Source organism: Shimazuella alba (assembly GCF_009831235.1).
Taxonomy (GTDB): domain Bacteria; phylum Bacillota; class Bacilli; order Thermoactinomycetales; family Thermoactinomycetaceae; genus Shimazuella; species Shimazuella alba.
The window spans coordinates 319,531-335,308 of the sequence record NZ_WUUL01000002.1; the positions used below are offsets into that span (position 1 = coordinate 319,531).

Consider the following 15,778-nt stretch of genomic DNA (forward strand, 5'->3'; position numbering starts at 1 on the left):
AGAGACACGTAATGCGGTTGGAATAAAGCACTTTGCAATTATCAAATTAGTCGGAAAAAGGAACATGATTTATCATGATCCTTTTTTAATCTAGATAACTGATAAAAAACGGAAATTTAAAAAATATTATTTTCATTCCCTATAAGTTTTTTGTATAATATATATATCTACCACCTGAACTATTTTAGGGAGCCAGCCATGGCACGTACCTCCCAGCCCACCAAGCCCACCCTCCGCGTCATCATCAACAAGATGGAGTCGGTTCAGGTGATGGGCCCGACCGGCAAGCTCACGATGAAGTACCGTCTCGTCGTGGAGGAGTCCAAGCCGATCGGAGACACCGATCTGGTGCTCTCGGCTCTCACGGAGGCACTGAAGCTCTTCCGTGACGAGGAATCGAAGCACATCCAGCTGATCCACGGCAAGCCGACCAACAAGGAGATCGTCAAGCAGGCGATCTCCTCCCTGGAGAAGGCCAAGCGCGACGCGCAGGACATCATCGATCAGGCGTGGGAGGAGTACCTCAAGGCGGCCTGAGGTGGAACCTCCGGTTTTGGTAAGTCAGTCGACTCATGGAGTTGACTCCTGCTAAAACCGGAGCACCGAAAATAAATTATTTTTCCATATAGAAAACCAAGACCAATTGGTCTTGGTTTTTCAAATGAAAAAAAGTCGTCCAATACACAAACAAGCAAGTGTGGATAACAACTTGCTCACTCTTGTAAATGGCTTAAATTCATTTTCAGTCTCGTATTCTTCACAAAAGTGGTCATACCGAATATTTATTTGATCTAACTATTTATTATATGAAGAGCAGTGTATGTCGGTCCCAGGAGGGAGCTCTATGCAATAGCATGGCTCACAATCCTGGGTAGAAGAAGGAACTCAGGAGTTGAATCAGAAGTTCACCACCTAACCACCAACGGCCGACCCGTGGAGGCATCCACCGTCTCGCCGAGACGATCCTCTCGTATGGCTGCCTCGAGCTCCGTCTCCAGCCTTTGCCAAGAAGCCCGATTTGTTGCGTTGTCAGCGGCACGTGAAAGGGATTCCATCCGACGTTCGAAGTACTCTTCCAACGTGATGTAGGCCATTTGTACCTTCCCTAGGTGTATTACTATTACTACTAGTTATTTTAATCTAAAATCTTTGCTATGTAAATTTACTTAGGATAGATAAATAATTACAATGGAAAGAAACCTGTTATCAATAAATAAAATCTAAAATGGCAGAATAGAATACGTACTTTGTCTCTTAGGAAATTTTGCCATAGAGCTTCTCAAACATTCCCCTACATAAAGTCCACTTGCAGCTGCCTGTGACAAAGAATGTGTTACCCCTGAACAATCACCGATCGCATATAATCCAGAGATTTCCGTTTGCATAACCCTATCTGTTTTCACAATAGGTGCATAAAATTTCGCATCCACTCCATAGAGCAAGGTATCCGGGTGAATGGGTTCCTTGATGAACAGCTCTAATCTTGTAAAAAACTTTTGAAGTATATCCACATATTCTAGCGGAATCTCATCCGTAAGATTTCCATGATCAGCATATAACGTTGGTTGCACTTGGTTTCCTTCCATCTGCTGCAGAGAAGTTGGGGTATCTTGAAGCAAATCTCCCCACCGCTGTACTACAATTCGATCACTGTCTTGATTGATTCCTTTTATGACAGTATATGCATAATTATCTGCTGCTTGGTGTGTAGGGAAATATTTCGGGACAAACAATGTAAAATTCAAATTGGATGTTCCAATGTCTCCTTGTTCCCGATAATTTTGACCATCTGGCATTACCAATCCATCTTGGTACTTTCGAACAATCCTCCCATGAGGATTCATACAATACGTAGTTGCTATTTCATTCCCGTCTTGGTAAACGAGCTTCGTCTCAAACGTATCTTGTAAAATAGATCGAAATTGTTCTGCTTTCATTTCTACACGAATGCCTAAATCAAGGCGAGTTTGGCTTGCTTTTAAGCCTAAGGAATCCCATATTTCCTTTAACCAGTCTGCTCCTGATCTTCCAGTAGCAATTACTGCTTTTCTTGATTGTATGGCTTCTCGATCGGTTTGAATGGTAAACCTATCATGATGTCGTTCGATTGCCGTGATGTCCGTATGAAATCTCATTTCTATCTTTTTGTGTAGGTAATCATAGATTTTTTGCAAGATCTCGATCGATAAAACAGTACCAAGATGTCTTACCTCCGTTGAAATCATTTTTAACCCAGCCTCTTCTGCTCGATGAGAAAGAGTAGGGTTAATAGTAGAGTATTTGGTTACTCTATCCCCGCCAAACCGGCACAAAATATCATCTACTTCTTGCATAAGTTGTTGAAATGTTTCTTCTCCCACTTTGTTTTCCAGTTCTCCACCAAAACCATTGGTGTAGTTAAATTTCCCCTCTGATCTGCCCAATCCCCCAAAACCATAATAAGTATCACAAGCGTCACAATCACATGTATCTGCTTTTTCTAGTGGACAGAAACGCTCTTGTAGTGCTTTTCCTTTATCCAATAATAATATTTTCTGTCCACTAGATGCCAATTTATATGCTAAAAAAATACCGCTTATCCCAGCACCAATAATGGTAATATCATACAATTTTTCCACCCACCTATACGTGCAGTAACTTCCTATTTTGGAGGTATAAGAAATGTCTCATCAGAAGTTTAATTTCATACAAGTACCAGTTAATCCTATCAACTTCAAAATGGATACCTCCACCAAGCAGTTCATTCATTTTTTTGTTTAGATAAAGTTAAGATGATTACATCATAGTCATCTTTCATTACTCGATTTTTACAGTAAAGAAGAGACATAAAATAAATGGACATTAGATTTAAATATTTACAATATTTTGTCCCTATTGCTAAGGTGAATATACAAATGGTTCCTGACGCAAGGCAAAACTGGAAGAGAGAAAACCATGAGCGATGAGTACGTGATCCAAAAAGAGGCACACAAGCTGTTTACTCAGGGACTGGAGTACCTGAAGACCAACCGGCTGAACCCTGACTTCCCCAAGGAAGGGAAGATCATCGAGGACGACCAGCTGAAGATTGCCCAGTACCGTGTGCTGATCATCCCAGCTGAGAAGACGAACTCACAGATGAACTTCGCGACGTTGCAGAACCTCGCCTACTCCAACAGGCTGCAGGACCAGCACATGCACCCTGTCGTGCATGAAATACTGGAAAAGGTCAAAGACCCAAGCTGGACGGGTGGCTTCTTCAAGTCCAGCAGTCTGGGCAAGGATGTCCAGAGAAGGGCAGTCTTCTACTTCCGGTCACTCCTGCCTCGTCGGTAATCTCACTCCAACTGCTGAGGCAGGGGGAATGGTGAGAGTTGCTGGATGTCTATGACATACCGACAGCTCGCTGTCCATTATGTTTCATGTAAATGCATTTGTAACTTTTATATTTCTAAAAATAACTTCCCCATTTAACCAGTCTCCATCTCTTTAACCATAACTCTCCTTCTTATTCTCAGTATTCTTCTTCTATGATTTAACCATCTCATCATCTTATTTTGTAAATCATTTTCTTTTTAAATAGATGCACGAAAAAACCACCTATCACATAGACAGATGGCTACTTTCTTCCTTACTTGCTCTGAATCATCTCTTTTGCACCAAGCTTGCATTTTAATGCTGCTGCTACAAAATCACGGAATAATGGCTGTGGACGATTTGGACGTGATATGAATTCTGGATGAAACTGTGATGCTACAAACCATGGATGGTTTTTGAATTCCACGATCTCCACAAGACGTCCGTCTGGTGAAGTACCTGAGAAGATATAACCAGCTTGTTCCATTTGTTCACGGAACTGGTTGTTAAATTCATAACGGTGGCGGTGACGCTCGTAAATAAGATCCTCGTCATAAGCAGCAGCAGCTAATGTATGAGGGATTACTTTACATGGGTACAGACCAAGACGCATCGTTCCGCCCAGATCTTCGATATCCTTTTGTTCTGGCAAGAGATCAATAATCGGATACGCTGTTTCTGGATCAATCTCTGAGCTATGTGCACCTGTGAGATTTAATACATTACGCGCACCTTCAATACACATAAGCTGCATACCTAAACAAATACCGAGGAAAGGAATTTGTTTTTCTCTTGCATAGCGTGTTGCAATGATTTTTCCATCGATTCCACGATCACCAAAACCACCTGGAACCAAAATACCATCCACATCTCCAAGTAACTCAGCTACATTTTCGTTCGTAACATCTTCTGAATTTACCCACTTGATGGATATATCGCTATTGCTTTCAAAACCTGCATGACGAAGTGCTTCGGCAACACTTAAATAAGCGTCAGGCAGTGAAACATATTTTCCTACAATAGCAATTTTTGTTTCATGTTTCAGGTTTTTCACCTTCTGGACGAGCGCTTTCCAATCTGTCATATCAGCAGGCCCAGCTTCTAAACCCAAATAGCGAATTACAATCTCATCTAACTTTTCTTCCTGTAACATTAATGGAACTTCATACAGAGTATCTGCATCCAATGCTTCCACTACTGCTTCACGATCTATATCACAAAACAAGGCGATTTTCTGCTTCATCTCTTCAGATAGAGAATGCTCAGAACGGCAAACAATCACATTTGGCTGAATGCCGATGCTACGCAATTCTTTCACACTATGTTGTGTAGGTTTTGTTTTTAACTCCCCGCTGGCACGTAGCATAGGAACCAAAGTACAGTGGATATACATGACATGTTCGCGGCCAACATCACTTTTGATTTGACGAATTGCTTCTAGAAAAGGAAGGCTTTCAATATCGCCAACCGTTCCTCCAATTTCTGTAATCAATACATCTGCTCCAGATTCTTTAGCAGCACGAAAAGCGCGTTCTTTAATTGCATTCGTTATGTGTGGAATCACTTGAACAGTAGCACCTAAGTAGTCACCACGACGTTCCTTATTAATTACGCTTGAATATATTTTTCCAGTTGTCACATTACTATTTTTACTCAAATTAATATCAATAAAACGCTCATAATGGCCTAAATCAAGATCTGTTTCAGCCCCATCATCGGTAACAAATACTTCTCCGTGTTGATATGGACTCATCGTTCCGGGGTCTACATTTAAATATGGATCAAACTTCTGAATAGTAACGTTTAAGCCGCGATTTTTAAGTAAACGTCCTAATGAAGATGCTGTTATACCTTTTCCCAAGGAAGAAGCTACTCCACCAGTTACAAAAATATACTTGGTCATGTTTTTTATCCTCCCATTTATCTATGATTCCCAATAAAATAGAAAAAACGCCCTCCAAATAGAGAGGCGTTTCGTATTTCCACAGTTTATCGTTCTTGTGGAGCCCAACAAGTATTTTATAGAAGGAAATATACTTTGTCAATAAATCATTTATGTCTATGTTCTAATAATCTTCGTCTTCATCCTCTTCTTCATCCGCGTCTTCCCCAGCAAATTCATTCGAATCATCATCCTCATGGTCATCATCGTCATCAAAGTCATTGCTGCTCTCTAGTTCATCAATTTCATCAGTAAAATCATCATCTGAACCAAACAGATCATCATCGTCCAAGTCAGCATCATAATCGTCTTTCACATTTGCCACAATAGCTGAATCCGTTGATGTTTCGATTGGATACCAATGTTTTAATCCCCATAAACTTCTACCTACACAAACAAAACGTCCATCAATATTGATTTCTGTATAAAGTTGAGCAATGTATCGCTCTACATCATCTTTGGTAAATCCTTTTTGTTTTGCGATCGTATTCAAGATGTCACGATATAACATTGGTTCACCAGATGATTTGAGTTGATCATATGCTAAGTCGACCATTGCCGTCTCACGAATTTTTTCCGTCACTTTCGCTTTTGCCATTTCCCCGCTCATCCCCTCTAAATAAAGCTCGTACCACCTATTGTAACCAAATTAAGAACCAAGTCAAACCAGTTGCAGCAAAAAAAGAACTTCATACAAAGAATGTATAAAAAGAATGATGCGAATTATTGACATACTTTTCGGGTTATTATATATTTTAGCTAAGAAGATGTGAGAGTTATTCATGTCCGAAGTTCTTCCTGTTTGGCAACCAGTCAACAGGCAGAGACTCCGTGTCTGTACGACACGGAGGGGTTCTCACCAAGCTTTTCCTTTAAAGCTTGTATCCCCCAACCCCCATACGTTCCCAGCGCGCTTAAGGTATCGAACCTCTGAGGGCGTGGAACACCCTTGGAGATAGATAGCGTGCTGAGTTAAACCTCACGGAATCGTTCTCAATCAGGGGTGACCTGGTAGATTTCGTGGGGGGGGGGCCGACCCGAAAGGGGTGAGCAGATTAGGACCGGATCCCTTTCACAAAGGATCTGCTGCCTAACGGTGAGAACGCGTCGACATTTGCACTCCAAACCAGGAGACAATTGCCGACGAGCCGTATATAATGAATGACCATATAAATGTTTCATAAAATCCCAATTACCCTTTTAGAGGTGATTGGGATTTTCGTTTTCCGATGATAGTTAGAATGATTATTTTTTGCTATAGTAAATGTTGTATGTAATCCACATACTCCCCTACAGATAGGACAAATACATGCATTCTCGGAAAAGATCTGATCAACTTCACTACGTCATTACTTATCGAAACCGAACTACTGGAAACACATCCAAGCGATGTGTCAACAAATCTCCTAAAGCTCTAGAAGAGAGAAAAAAGGATTCGAGAAGGGGTACATTGGCAGAAGAAATTGTAGAAGTCAATGAAACAGTGGAAGATGGTCAGACATGCCCCAATTGTAAGAAGGTGATCAAGTCTGAGATCATCTTCAAGCGAAAAGCAGGACGTCCACCAACGTCTAAGTAGGAGGCAATGGCTATGAGACAACGCAATTTGTGTTTCTCATAGCCAGTTAAAACCTTCTTTTAAGCTATCATGAATACGAAATATCAACCTGATTCGAAATAAGCTGCTCCATCCCGATAAAAGATTTAGAAGGTCCATATTCCATGAGATCATTTTGAATTTCCTTCAGCTCTAAAAGGGAATTTGTTTGAATTTTGAGTAAAAAATTATATTCTCCACTAATACGATATAAATCTGTAATCCACTTTGACTTTCTGCACAGTTCTATAAAACGCTGACATTTTTCCGTTTTTAACATTACAAAAGTCGTCATCCCTCTATCTAATTTATCCAAATCAAATGTTGCTCGATATCCTGTAATAATCCCTTTTTCCTCTAATTTTGTAATTCGTTCTTTCACAGAGGGAGAAGACATGGAAATAAGTTGGCTAATTTTTGCTAACGGCATTCGTGCATCTTGCTGAAGCAGCTTCATGATCTTCTGATCTGTTTTGTCTATAAGATCTTTTCCCATCTGCCTTTCTCCTCTTCCTTTTTTTATTAGGTTTAACACTTCAAAAAACTAATTTATGTTTGGTATTTTATCATGTTCTCCATTGATTTGTTATTTATTGCGATAACCGTATTTTTTTATAATAAAACCATTCTTTCATGGGGAGTGGTGGCAAATGAGCAGTAAAGGAATTGCCCATATCGCTATTCAAGCTGTAGATTATAGGAAAACAATTGATTTTTATACAAAAGTATTCGATTTTAAGGTAGGACATTTTTGGAGTTTACCAGAATTCCAGATTCACGAGGCATCTATGTTAGTTTCTCCCGATGGGAGAACGTGTATAGAAGTTTTTGATAATGAGGCGGTAATAGCTGCACAAGGAAAGAAAGCCGAATCTCCAGAACAGGTAGCTTTTGGAGCACTATTGCATTTTGCATTTTACGTGGAAGATGTTGACTTGACTTTCCAAAAAGCTCTTGAGTATGGAGCAACTAAATGTATCGAACCTGCTACCTTGCAACTAGGTGACCCTGTTATTACGGTAAGAAATGCTTTGATTTATAGTCCCAATGGAGAGGTTATTGAATTGATCGAAGAAGTAAATTTTGACCTTTCCTCCCAAGGATAATCAAAATGATAAAAGCCAACCGCATCCATCATTCGGTTGGCTTTCCTTTACAGCAATTGTCGGATGAAAGACGACGTTGCTCAAAGCCCCCCAAAAAAAGGGGTTGCAAGAGCAACAAATATTTTATATATCAGAACGCATGATCGGTGATCATCCTACTGGTAGTAGGTTTGTTCTTTGAAAATGTAATGGTATAGGGTTTCGGTGGAAAATGGATACGTCTTCCACCGAGTAAAACCATTAGAGGCAAGAGGCAGAGAAGAACTAGAACGCTGGTAACAGGCGTTCCGCCCATGGGGGTACATTTCTAACTGCATGGGATGGGCTGATGAGACAGCCCTGAACTTAAGAGTTGCACAAAACAGAGATGGATTGCGTGCGTTAACTACCTAAGAATCCCACGACTTCTAGTCGTGTAGAGTCTCAATACGCTACATATTACGTCGGTACTGACCCCCAACTTCATACAGGGCAGCTGTAATCTGTCCAAGGCTTGCTACTTTTACTGTTTCCATCAACTCTGCAAAAATATTGCCGTTTTCTTGTGCTACTTTCTTTAACCTTTGTAATGCGTCGGCCGCTTGATCTCTATGCTTCGCTTGAAACGCAAGAACATGTTTGATCTGAGATTGTTTTTCTTCGTCTGTTGCTCTAGATAATTCCATCTGTTGCTCATCTTGTGTTTGATTGTTTGGATTCTCAAATGTATTTACTCCGATGATAGGAAGTTCTCCTGTATGTTTTTTCATCTCATAGAGCATAGATTCTTCTTGAATTTTGCTGCGTTGGTATTGTGTTTCCATCGCCCCCAATACTCCTCCACGGTCACTAATTCGCTCAAATTCTTTTAATACGGCTTCTTCTACCAAATCCGTAAGTTCTTCTATGATAAAAGAGCCTTGCAGGGGATTTTCGTTTTTTGCTGTCCCAAGCTCTTTGGTTATAATCAATTGAATCGCCATTGCTCTGCGAACGGATTCCTCTGTAGGAGTTGTGATTGCTTCGTCATATGCATTCGTATGCAGGGAGTTACATTGATCGTATAAGGCTAATAATGCTTGCAGACTAGTACGAATATCATTGAAATCTATCTCCTGCGCATGTAGTGATCTTCCAGAAGTTTGGATGTGATACTTTAGTTTTTGGCTTCTCTCATTTGCTCCATAGAGACGTTTCATTGCAATCGCCCATATACGACGGGCTACTCTTCCGATCACTGCATACTCCGCATCCAAACCATTGCTAAAGAAAAAAGAGAGATTTGGAGCGAAATCATCCACTTTCATACCTCTACTCAAATAATACTCTACATAGGTGAAAGCATTAGACAACGTAAAAGCTAATTGAGTAATAGGGTTTGCTCCTGCTTCTGCGATATGGTAACCACTAATGCTTACAGAGTAATAATTACGAATACGCTTTTGAATAAAATATTGTTGCATATCGCCCATCATTCGCAAGGCAAATTCAGTAGAGAAAATACAAGTATTTTGTCCCTGATCTTCTTTTAAGATGTCTGCTTGCACCGTTCCCCGAACAGACTGAAGGGTAGTAGAGAAGATATTGTCCGCTTCTGTTTGGCTAGGCTCACGGTGGTGCTCATTGATAAATTGAACGACTTGTTGATCAATGGCTGCATTTAAATACATCGCTAAAATAATTGGTGCTGGACCATTTATGGTCATGGACACACTTGTATGGGGAGCACACAGATCAAATCCAGCAAATAATTGTTTCATGTTATCAATCGTACATATACTAACACCAGACTCGCCTACTTTTCCATAAATATCGGGTCGCTCATGAGGATCTTCACCATAGAGCGTCACACTATCAAACGCAGTAGACAGACGCTTTGCCTCATCATTTTGGGATAAGTAATGAAAACGACGATTGGTTCTAGCTGGTGTCCCTTCCCCTGCGAATTGCCGTTTTGGGTCTTCATCTTGGCGTTTTAATGGGAAAACCCCTGCTGTAAATGGAAAATAACCTGGTACATTTTCTTTATACAACCATCGCAAGCGTTCCCCTAAATCTTGATAAGTTGGTAATGCTATCTTTGGAATCTTGCTTCCCGATAAGGTTTCTGTATACAAAGGAGTCACAACCTGTTTACTTCTGATACGAGAAACTAACTTGTCTTTTTGATATATTTGTTTCATCGAGTCCCAATTAGCAAGCAATTTTTGATTTGCAACAGACAGCTGATTTTGTAATTCCTCTTTTTTCTCCGCTAACACTTCCAAGTCAGGAAGTAGTGATTGAACGCCTTCTAATTGATAGATTTTCGTAGCTATTTGTGCTTGCTCGTTACCTTCTTGGTGATACTGGCGTATTGAATTTGCGATTTCTCTTAAATAGTGGGATCGTTCAGGTGGGATGATGGAAGGCTTCTTATCTGCTTCTTTTGTTACGACAACATTGGAAGAAAAACTGTTTTTTTGCAACCGATTGATCTGATTCAGAAGTGCCAAATAGAATCGATTTACCCCGTGATCATGAAAGTGACTTGCCATCGTAGCAAAAACTGGCATTTCTTCTATTGGTAAATGAAACTGCTCACGGTTTCGCTGCACTTGTTTTTTTACATCTCGAACTGCATCCTCTGAACCTTTGCGATCACTTTTATTAATCGCAATCAGGTCTGCAAAATCAAGCATTTCAATCTTTTCTAATTGCGAAGGTGAACCATATTCGGCGGTCATCACATAGATAGAGATATCACTGATTGATACGATATCAGCGTTCCCTTGCCCTATTCCACTCGTTTCTACCAAAATGAGATCAAATAAAGCATGCTGCAAAACTTCAATTGCACTTTCAATTGCATCACTCAGTTCGGAACGGGCTCGCCGGGTAGCTAAACTCCTCACAAAAACATTTGGGTGATAAATCGAATTCATCCGAATCCGATCTCCGAGCAGTGCACCACCTGTTTTCTGTTTAGAGGGATCAATCGATAAAATGCCGATTTTCTTTTGGGGGAAATCAGCTAAAAAACGACGAACAAGCTCATCTGTTAAAGAACTTTTTCCTGCGCCGCCAGTCCCTGTGATCCCGATGACAGGCGCTTGTTTAGACGCTCTTGGTAAAGTTCCCCCCTGTTCAACATATGTTATTGCCTGGGAAATAGCATGATCGTTTCGCAAATGATGATCTGTCCAATCATTGCCCCTGACAATCGGAAAATCTGTTTGTTCGATCATCTGGTTGATCATGCCTTGCAAACCGAATTTTCGTCCATCTTGCGGGGAAAATATTTTTGTAACTCCATATGATTCTAGGTAGGCGATCTCAGAGGGGATGATCACACCACCTCCACCGCCAAAAACGCGAATATGTGCTGCATTATGTTCTCGAAGCAAATCCATTAGATAGCAAAAAAAAGATACATGACCTCCTTGATAAGAAGATAGTGCGATTCCTTGGACATCTTCTTGAATCGCTGTGGTAACGATCTCATTCACGGAGCGATTATGCCCCAAATGGATGACTTCTACACCTGATGCCTGTAGAAGCCGACGAAATAGATTGATAGATGCATCATGACCATCAAATAGACTTGCAGCAGTAACAAAACGGATTGCATGCTTGGGAAATCGTCTGACTTGTTCCATTTGCCCAGCCACTTCCTTTTCATTTCTTTGCAAATATCTTTTTCGCCAGTTCTATTGCTATCTCTTGTGATGTCTTCTGTCCTTTTGATGATAACAGCAATTGCTTAGTGGATTCTTCATTCCATAATGCTTGGCATTTCTGTTCAAAAATAGCTTGTAATTCATCTTTCACTTCTTGCAATCGTTGCACAGAACGTTGTTTTTCCCAGCTCCCAGTCTGTTTTAAAAATTGATGATGTTTTTGAAAAGATTTCCATATATCGCTTGTTCCTTGATGATGCTGCGCACTTGCCGCTATCACAGGCGGGAGCCAATCTTCTTTACCGCCTGTTAATTCCAGCATGTCTTCTATTTCCGCAAGAAGCCTTGTAGCACCTGTTAGATCTGCTTTATTAACAACATATATATCTGCTATCTCCATTACTCCAGCTTTGGTTACTTGAATCATATCACCAGCTCCAGGATGCAAAACCACACAAACCGTATCTGCTAAGTGCATGATCGATAATTCGGATTGTCCTACTCCAACTGTTTCGATCAAGATGATATCAAATCCAGCAGCATCTAAAACTCGCAACGCATTTCTCGTATGTTTGGAGATTCCACCAACATTCCCGCGATTTGCCATGCTTCTGAGGAAGACTCCCTCATCCGTCGCATGTCGATTCATGCGAACTCGATCTCCTAAGATGGCACCGCCAGAGAAGGGGCTTGTAGGATCAACAGCCAACACACCCACTGTAAGTCCTTGTTCAAGTAAGTAAGAGAGGAGAGAAGAAATCAGTGTACTCTTTCCTGCTCCAGGAGGACCGGTAATGCCAATCACATGAGCTCTTCCTACATAAGGGAGGATCTCTGGAAGCAATGATCGTCCATCTTCATCTTGATTTTCTAGTTTGGTAATGATCTGTGCTATTGTTCGTTTATCTTTTTGGCGCAAAAGCGTTACCCAGTTCTTCAACTTGTTCCACTCCTATTGCTTCGTCCAATCATTTCATCAAATATTTTGCGATAACAATGCGTTGAATTTCATTGGTTCCTTCATAAATTTGTGTTATCTTAGCATCTCGCATCATGCGTTCAACGGGGTAATCACGTGTGTAGCCATATCCGCCAAATATTTGAACTGCTTCTGTTGTCACTTGCATTGCGGTATCCCCAGCAAATAGCTTTGCCATTGCAGATGCTTTCCCATAAGCTTGACCGTTGCTTTCTAACCACGCTGCTTGATAAGTTAATAATCTTGCAGCTTCTATTTGTGTTGCCATATCGGCTAATTTAAATTGAATCGCTTGCTGATCAAACAGGGCCTTGCCAAATTGCCTTCTCTCTCTGGCATAAGCCAATGCTGCATCAAGTGCTCCCTGAGCAATACCTACTGCTTGCGCTGCAATACCATTTCTCCCTCCATCGAGTGTTTTCATAGCAATAGTAAAGCCCTCTCCTTCCTCTCCAAGCCTTTGATTTACAGGAATTCGGCAATCTTCCATTATGATTTCTACAGTAGGAGATGAGCGGATACCCATTTTTTTCTCTTTCTTCCCAAAAGAAAAACCAGTTGTCCCTTTCTCCACGATAAAGGCGCTAATTCCTTTATGCTTTTGAGAAGGATCTGTAGCAGCAAAGACAATATAAACTTCCGCTTCCCCTCCATTGGTAATAAAAATCTTATTGCCATTTAACACATAATGATCACCATCTCTTTTGGCTGTAGTCTTCATGTTTGCAGCATCCGAACCTGAAGCTGGTTCCGTTAAACCATATGCACCTAGTTTTTTTCCTTCTGCAAGCGGACGAAGAAAACGTTCTTTTTGCTCAGCAGATCCATAGGCATAAAGCGGCCAACTAGCTAAAGATATATGAGCGGATAAAGTAACCCCCATCGAGGCGCATACACGGGAGAGTTCCTCTACGGCAATCACATAACTCAAAAAATCTGTTCCAGCTCCTCCAATATCCTCGCTCCATGGAATACCTGTCAGACCTAATTCACCCATCTGATCAAAAAGTTCGCGGTCAAATCGTTCTTCTTCATCCCGCAGGCTAGCTGTTGGTTGTATCTGTTCCTCAGCAAACTCCCGAACCATTTTTCTCATCATCTCATGCTCTTCGTCCCATTTAAAATTCACTTTGGTTGCTCCCTTCCTATGTCAATGTGCCCGCCACGACCAACCGTTGAATTTCATTTGTCCCTTCATAAATTTGCGTCACTTTTGCATCGCGAAATAAACGTTCCATTGGATAATCACGAAGATAGCCATTCTCACCAAAAATTTGGATTGCTTCTGTTGTCACTTTCATCGCCACATCAGATGCAAACATCTTTGCCATAGAAGCTTCTTGCCTGCATGCTTTTCCTTCTTGTTTGTATGATGCTGCTCGGTAAACCAACAGTCTTGCAGCTTCCACCATTGTTGCCATATCTGCTAGCTTCATTTGGACTGCCTGCATATTGGCCAATGGTTTTCCAAATTGTTGACGGTGTTTCACATATTGAACACTATGCTCCAGCGCACTTTTCGCAATTCCAAGGGCTTGTGCACCTATGCCAATCCTACCTCCAGCAAGGTGAGCAAGAGCAATTTCATATCCTTGGTCTTCTTTACCGAGTAACTGACTAACTGGGATTTTTGCTTGGTCAAAGATTAATTCTCCGGTACTAGAGCCATTTAAACCCATCTTCTTTTCTTTTTTGCCAAATGTAAATCCTGGTGTATCTTTCTCTACAATAAATGCACTAATTCCTCGTGTACCCATACTCGGATCAGTCACTGCAAATACGATATAAACTTCTGCAACTTCTGAATTAGTAATAAATACTTTGTTCCCCGTTAACACATATCTATCTTTTTCCCTCACGGCTCTCGTTTGAATCTTACTTACATCTGAACCAGCCTGTGGTTCTGTCAAAGCAAATGCACCGATTTTTCTTCCCCTGCACAGATCATTCACATATTTTATTTTCTGTTTCTCATTCCCATAATTCAAAATAGGCATCGTTGCGACGGAAGTATGGACAGCAAGAATAACCCCAACCGTAGCACTGACTCGAGAAATCTCCTCCAAAGCAATGATATAGGAAATAAAATCTGCACCAACGCCACCCAAATTAGTTGGAATAGGGATGCCCATAAATCCCAACTTTGACATTTCCTCCATCAGTTCCAATGGAAATGTCTCTGTCTCTTCCATATTGGAAATATGCGGCTGAATATGTTTTTCGGCAAACTGACGAACCAGCTTTTGCATCATTTTTTGTTTCGTCGTCCATGTTAACTCCATCTGTTCCCACTCCTGTAATCATAAAATCCACGATTACTTTTTCTTCCTAACCAACCAGCTGATACGTATTTTTTTAACAATGGACAAGGACGATACTTACTATCAGCAAATCCCTCATAGAGGGTTTCCATGATGGAAAGGCATGTATCTAACCCAATAAAATCAGCTAATTCCAATGGACCCATCGGATGGTTCATTCCTAATTTCATCACATCATCAATCGCCTCTGCATTAGCTACACCTTCATAAACAGCATAAATCGCTTCATTTATCATCGGCATTAAGATACGGTTGGAGATAAATCCAGGAAAATCATTGACTTCTACTGATTTTTTTCCTAATTTTTTCGAAACTTCTAATACAGTTTGGTATGTTTCGTCGCTGGTACCTAATCCACGAATCACTTCTACTAACTTCATCACAGGTACAGGGTTCATAAAGTGCATACCGATCACTCGATCCGCTCGATTGGTTACAGCTGCCAATGCTGTTATCGGGAGAGAAGAGGTGTTACTCGCTAAAATAGTTGCAGAAGGAGCTAATGCATCCAGTCGTGCAAATAGCTCCTCTTTTATCTGTTTGCTTTCTACCACCGCTTCGATCACCAGATCAACATCACACACTGCTTCTAATGTTGTTGTCGTTATCAGATTGGCAAGCTTTGTTGATTTCTCTTGTTCTGTTATTCTGCCTTTACTGATTAGTTTGTTCCAATTGTGCTCGATTTTTGCTACGCCTCGATCCAGCATATCTTTTGACTGATCCATTAAATATACAGAATATCCCGCACTTAGCGATACTTCTGCGATCCCATTACCCATTTGTCCAGCACCGATCACAGCTATTTGCTTGATATCCGCCAACTTTCCCACCTCCTATTTTCTATCTTATATCTTCC

Annotated in this window: 13 protein-coding genes; 4 read left to right on the plus strand and 9 right to left on the minus strand. The window is 40.9% G+C overall.

Annotated features, from left to right (window positions below; genetic code table 11):
• Positions 1 to 198 precede the first annotated feature (198 nt).
• Positions 199 to 537, plus strand: a complete 339-nt coding sequence (locus tag GSM42_RS04425; RefSeq protein ID WP_160800326.1) for a hypothetical protein — start codon at positions 199 to 201, stop codon at positions 535 to 537.
• 683 nt (positions 538 to 1,220) lie between these two features.
• Here GSM42_RS04425 and GSM42_RS04430 read toward each other — a convergent pair.
• Entirely contained in the window at positions 1,221 to 2,609 is a 1,389-nt protein-coding gene (locus tag GSM42_RS04430; RefSeq protein ID WP_160800470.1) for an NAD(P)/FAD-dependent oxidoreductase, read from the minus strand.
• Between the two features lie 325 nt (positions 2,610 to 2,934).
• Between GSM42_RS04430 and GSM42_RS04435 the strand changes: the two genes are divergently transcribed.
• Complete coding sequence (locus GSM42_RS04435) at positions 2,935 to 3,315, plus strand: hypothetical protein (RefSeq protein ID WP_160800327.1); 381 nt, start codon at positions 2,935 to 2,937, stop codon at positions 3,313 to 3,315.
• A gap of 295 nt (positions 3,316 to 3,610) precedes the next feature.
• Here the strand turns inward: GSM42_RS04435 and GSM42_RS04440 are convergent, their stop codons facing one another.
• Positions 3,611 to 5,239: a CTP synthase gene (locus GSM42_RS04440; RefSeq protein WP_160800328.1), complete on the minus strand. Its 1,629-nt coding sequence runs from the start codon at positions 5,237 to 5,239 to the stop codon at positions 3,611 to 3,613.
• Positions 5,240 to 5,402: 163 nt separating this feature from the next.
• The gene (rpoE, locus tag GSM42_RS04445; RefSeq protein ID WP_237446459.1) at positions 5,403 to 5,876 is read right to left on the minus strand and encodes a DNA-directed RNA polymerase subunit delta; all 474 of its coding nucleotides are present in this window, start codon (positions 5,874 to 5,876) and stop codon (positions 5,403 to 5,405) included.
• A 711-nt stretch (positions 5,877 to 6,587) separates the two neighbouring features.
• On the opposite strand from rpoE, the gene GSM42_RS04450 reads away from it, so the two are divergent.
• Positions 6,588 to 6,857 (plus strand): hypothetical protein, encoded by a 270-nt coding sequence (locus tag GSM42_RS04450; protein WP_160800330.1) that lies wholly within the window; start codon positions 6,588 to 6,590, stop codon positions 6,855 to 6,857.
• Between the two features lie 67 nt (positions 6,858 to 6,924).
• Here the strand turns inward: GSM42_RS04450 and GSM42_RS04455 are convergent, their stop codons facing one another.
• Complete coding sequence (locus tag GSM42_RS04455; protein WP_160800331.1) at positions 6,925 to 7,371, minus strand: Lrp/AsnC family transcriptional regulator; 447 nt, start codon at positions 7,369 to 7,371, stop codon at positions 6,925 to 6,927.
• A 154-nt stretch (positions 7,372 to 7,525) separates the two neighbouring features.
• Here GSM42_RS04455 and GSM42_RS04460 point away from each other — a divergent pair, with 154 nt between their 5' ends.
• A complete protein-coding gene (locus GSM42_RS04460; protein WP_160800332.1) occupies positions 7,526 to 7,981 on the plus strand; it encodes a VOC family protein in 456 nt (151 codons plus the stop codon).
• Positions 7,982 to 8,412: 431 nt separating this feature from the next.
• Here GSM42_RS04460 and icmF read toward each other — a convergent pair whose 3' ends face one another.
• From icmF to GSM42_RS04485, 5 genes are read right to left on the minus strand one after another with little or no spacing between them, the layout of a single operon-like run.
• Positions 8,413 to 11,598: a fused isobutyryl-CoA mutase/GTPase IcmF gene (gene icmF, locus GSM42_RS04465; RefSeq protein ID WP_160800333.1), complete on the minus strand. Its 3,186-nt coding sequence runs from the start codon at positions 11,596 to 11,598 to the stop codon at positions 8,413 to 8,415.
• Between the two features lie 19 nt (positions 11,599 to 11,617).
• Entirely contained in the window at positions 11,618 to 12,559 is a 942-nt protein-coding gene (gene meaB, locus GSM42_RS04470; protein ID WP_160800334.1) for a methylmalonyl Co-A mutase-associated GTPase MeaB, read from the minus strand.
• Positions 12,560 to 12,587: 28 nt separating this feature from the next.
• Positions 12,588 to 13,727, minus strand: coding sequence for an acyl-CoA dehydrogenase family protein (locus GSM42_RS04475; protein WP_160800335.1), 1,140 nt, complete (start codon positions 13,725 to 13,727; stop codon positions 12,588 to 12,590).
• 16 nt (positions 13,728 to 13,743) lie between these two features.
• On the minus strand, positions 13,744 to 14,880 hold the full coding sequence (locus tag GSM42_RS04480) for an acyl-CoA dehydrogenase (RefSeq protein WP_160800336.1): 1,137 nt from the start codon (positions 14,878 to 14,880) through the stop codon (positions 13,744 to 13,746).
• Complete coding sequence (locus GSM42_RS04485) at positions 14,871 to 15,743, minus strand: 3-hydroxybutyryl-CoA dehydrogenase (protein WP_160800337.1); 873 nt, start codon at positions 15,741 to 15,743, stop codon at positions 14,871 to 14,873. The genes GSM42_RS04480 and GSM42_RS04485 overlap by 10 nt, the downstream gene beginning before the upstream one ends.
• Positions 15,744 to 15,778 lie beyond the last annotated feature (35 nt).

Coding starts and splice junctions, on each gene's coding strand:
- GSM42_RS04425 (WP_160800326.1), top strand. CDS start 199: ATGGCACGTACCTCCCAGCCCACCAAGCCCACCCTCCGCGTCATCATC.
- GSM42_RS04435 (WP_160800327.1), top strand. CDS start 2,935: ATGAGCGATGAGTACGTGATCCAAAAAGAGGCACACAAGCTGTTTACT.
- GSM42_RS04440 (WP_160800328.1), bottom strand. CDS start 5,239: ATGACCAAGTATATTTTTGTAACTGGTGGAGTAGCTTCTTCCTTGGGA.
- rpoE (WP_237446459.1), bottom strand. CDS start 5,876: ATGGCAAAAGCGAAAGTGACGGAAAAAATTCGTGAGACGGCAATGGTC.
- GSM42_RS04450 (WP_160800330.1), top strand. CDS start 6,588: ATGCATTCTCGGAAAAGATCTGATCAACTTCACTACGTCATTACTTAT.
- GSM42_RS04455 (WP_160800331.1), bottom strand. CDS start 7,371: ATGGGAAAAGATCTTATAGACAAAACAGATCAGAAGATCATGAAGCTG.
- GSM42_RS04460 (WP_160800332.1), top strand. CDS start 7,526: ATGAGCAGTAAAGGAATTGCCCATATCGCTATTCAAGCTGTAGATTAT.
- icmF (WP_160800333.1), bottom strand. CDS start 11,598: ATGGAACAAGTCAGACGATTTCCCAAGCATGCAATCCGTTTTGTTACT.
- GSM42_RS04480 (WP_160800336.1), bottom strand. CDS start 14,880: ATGGAGTTAACATGGACGACGAAACAAAAAATGATGCAAAAGCTGGTT.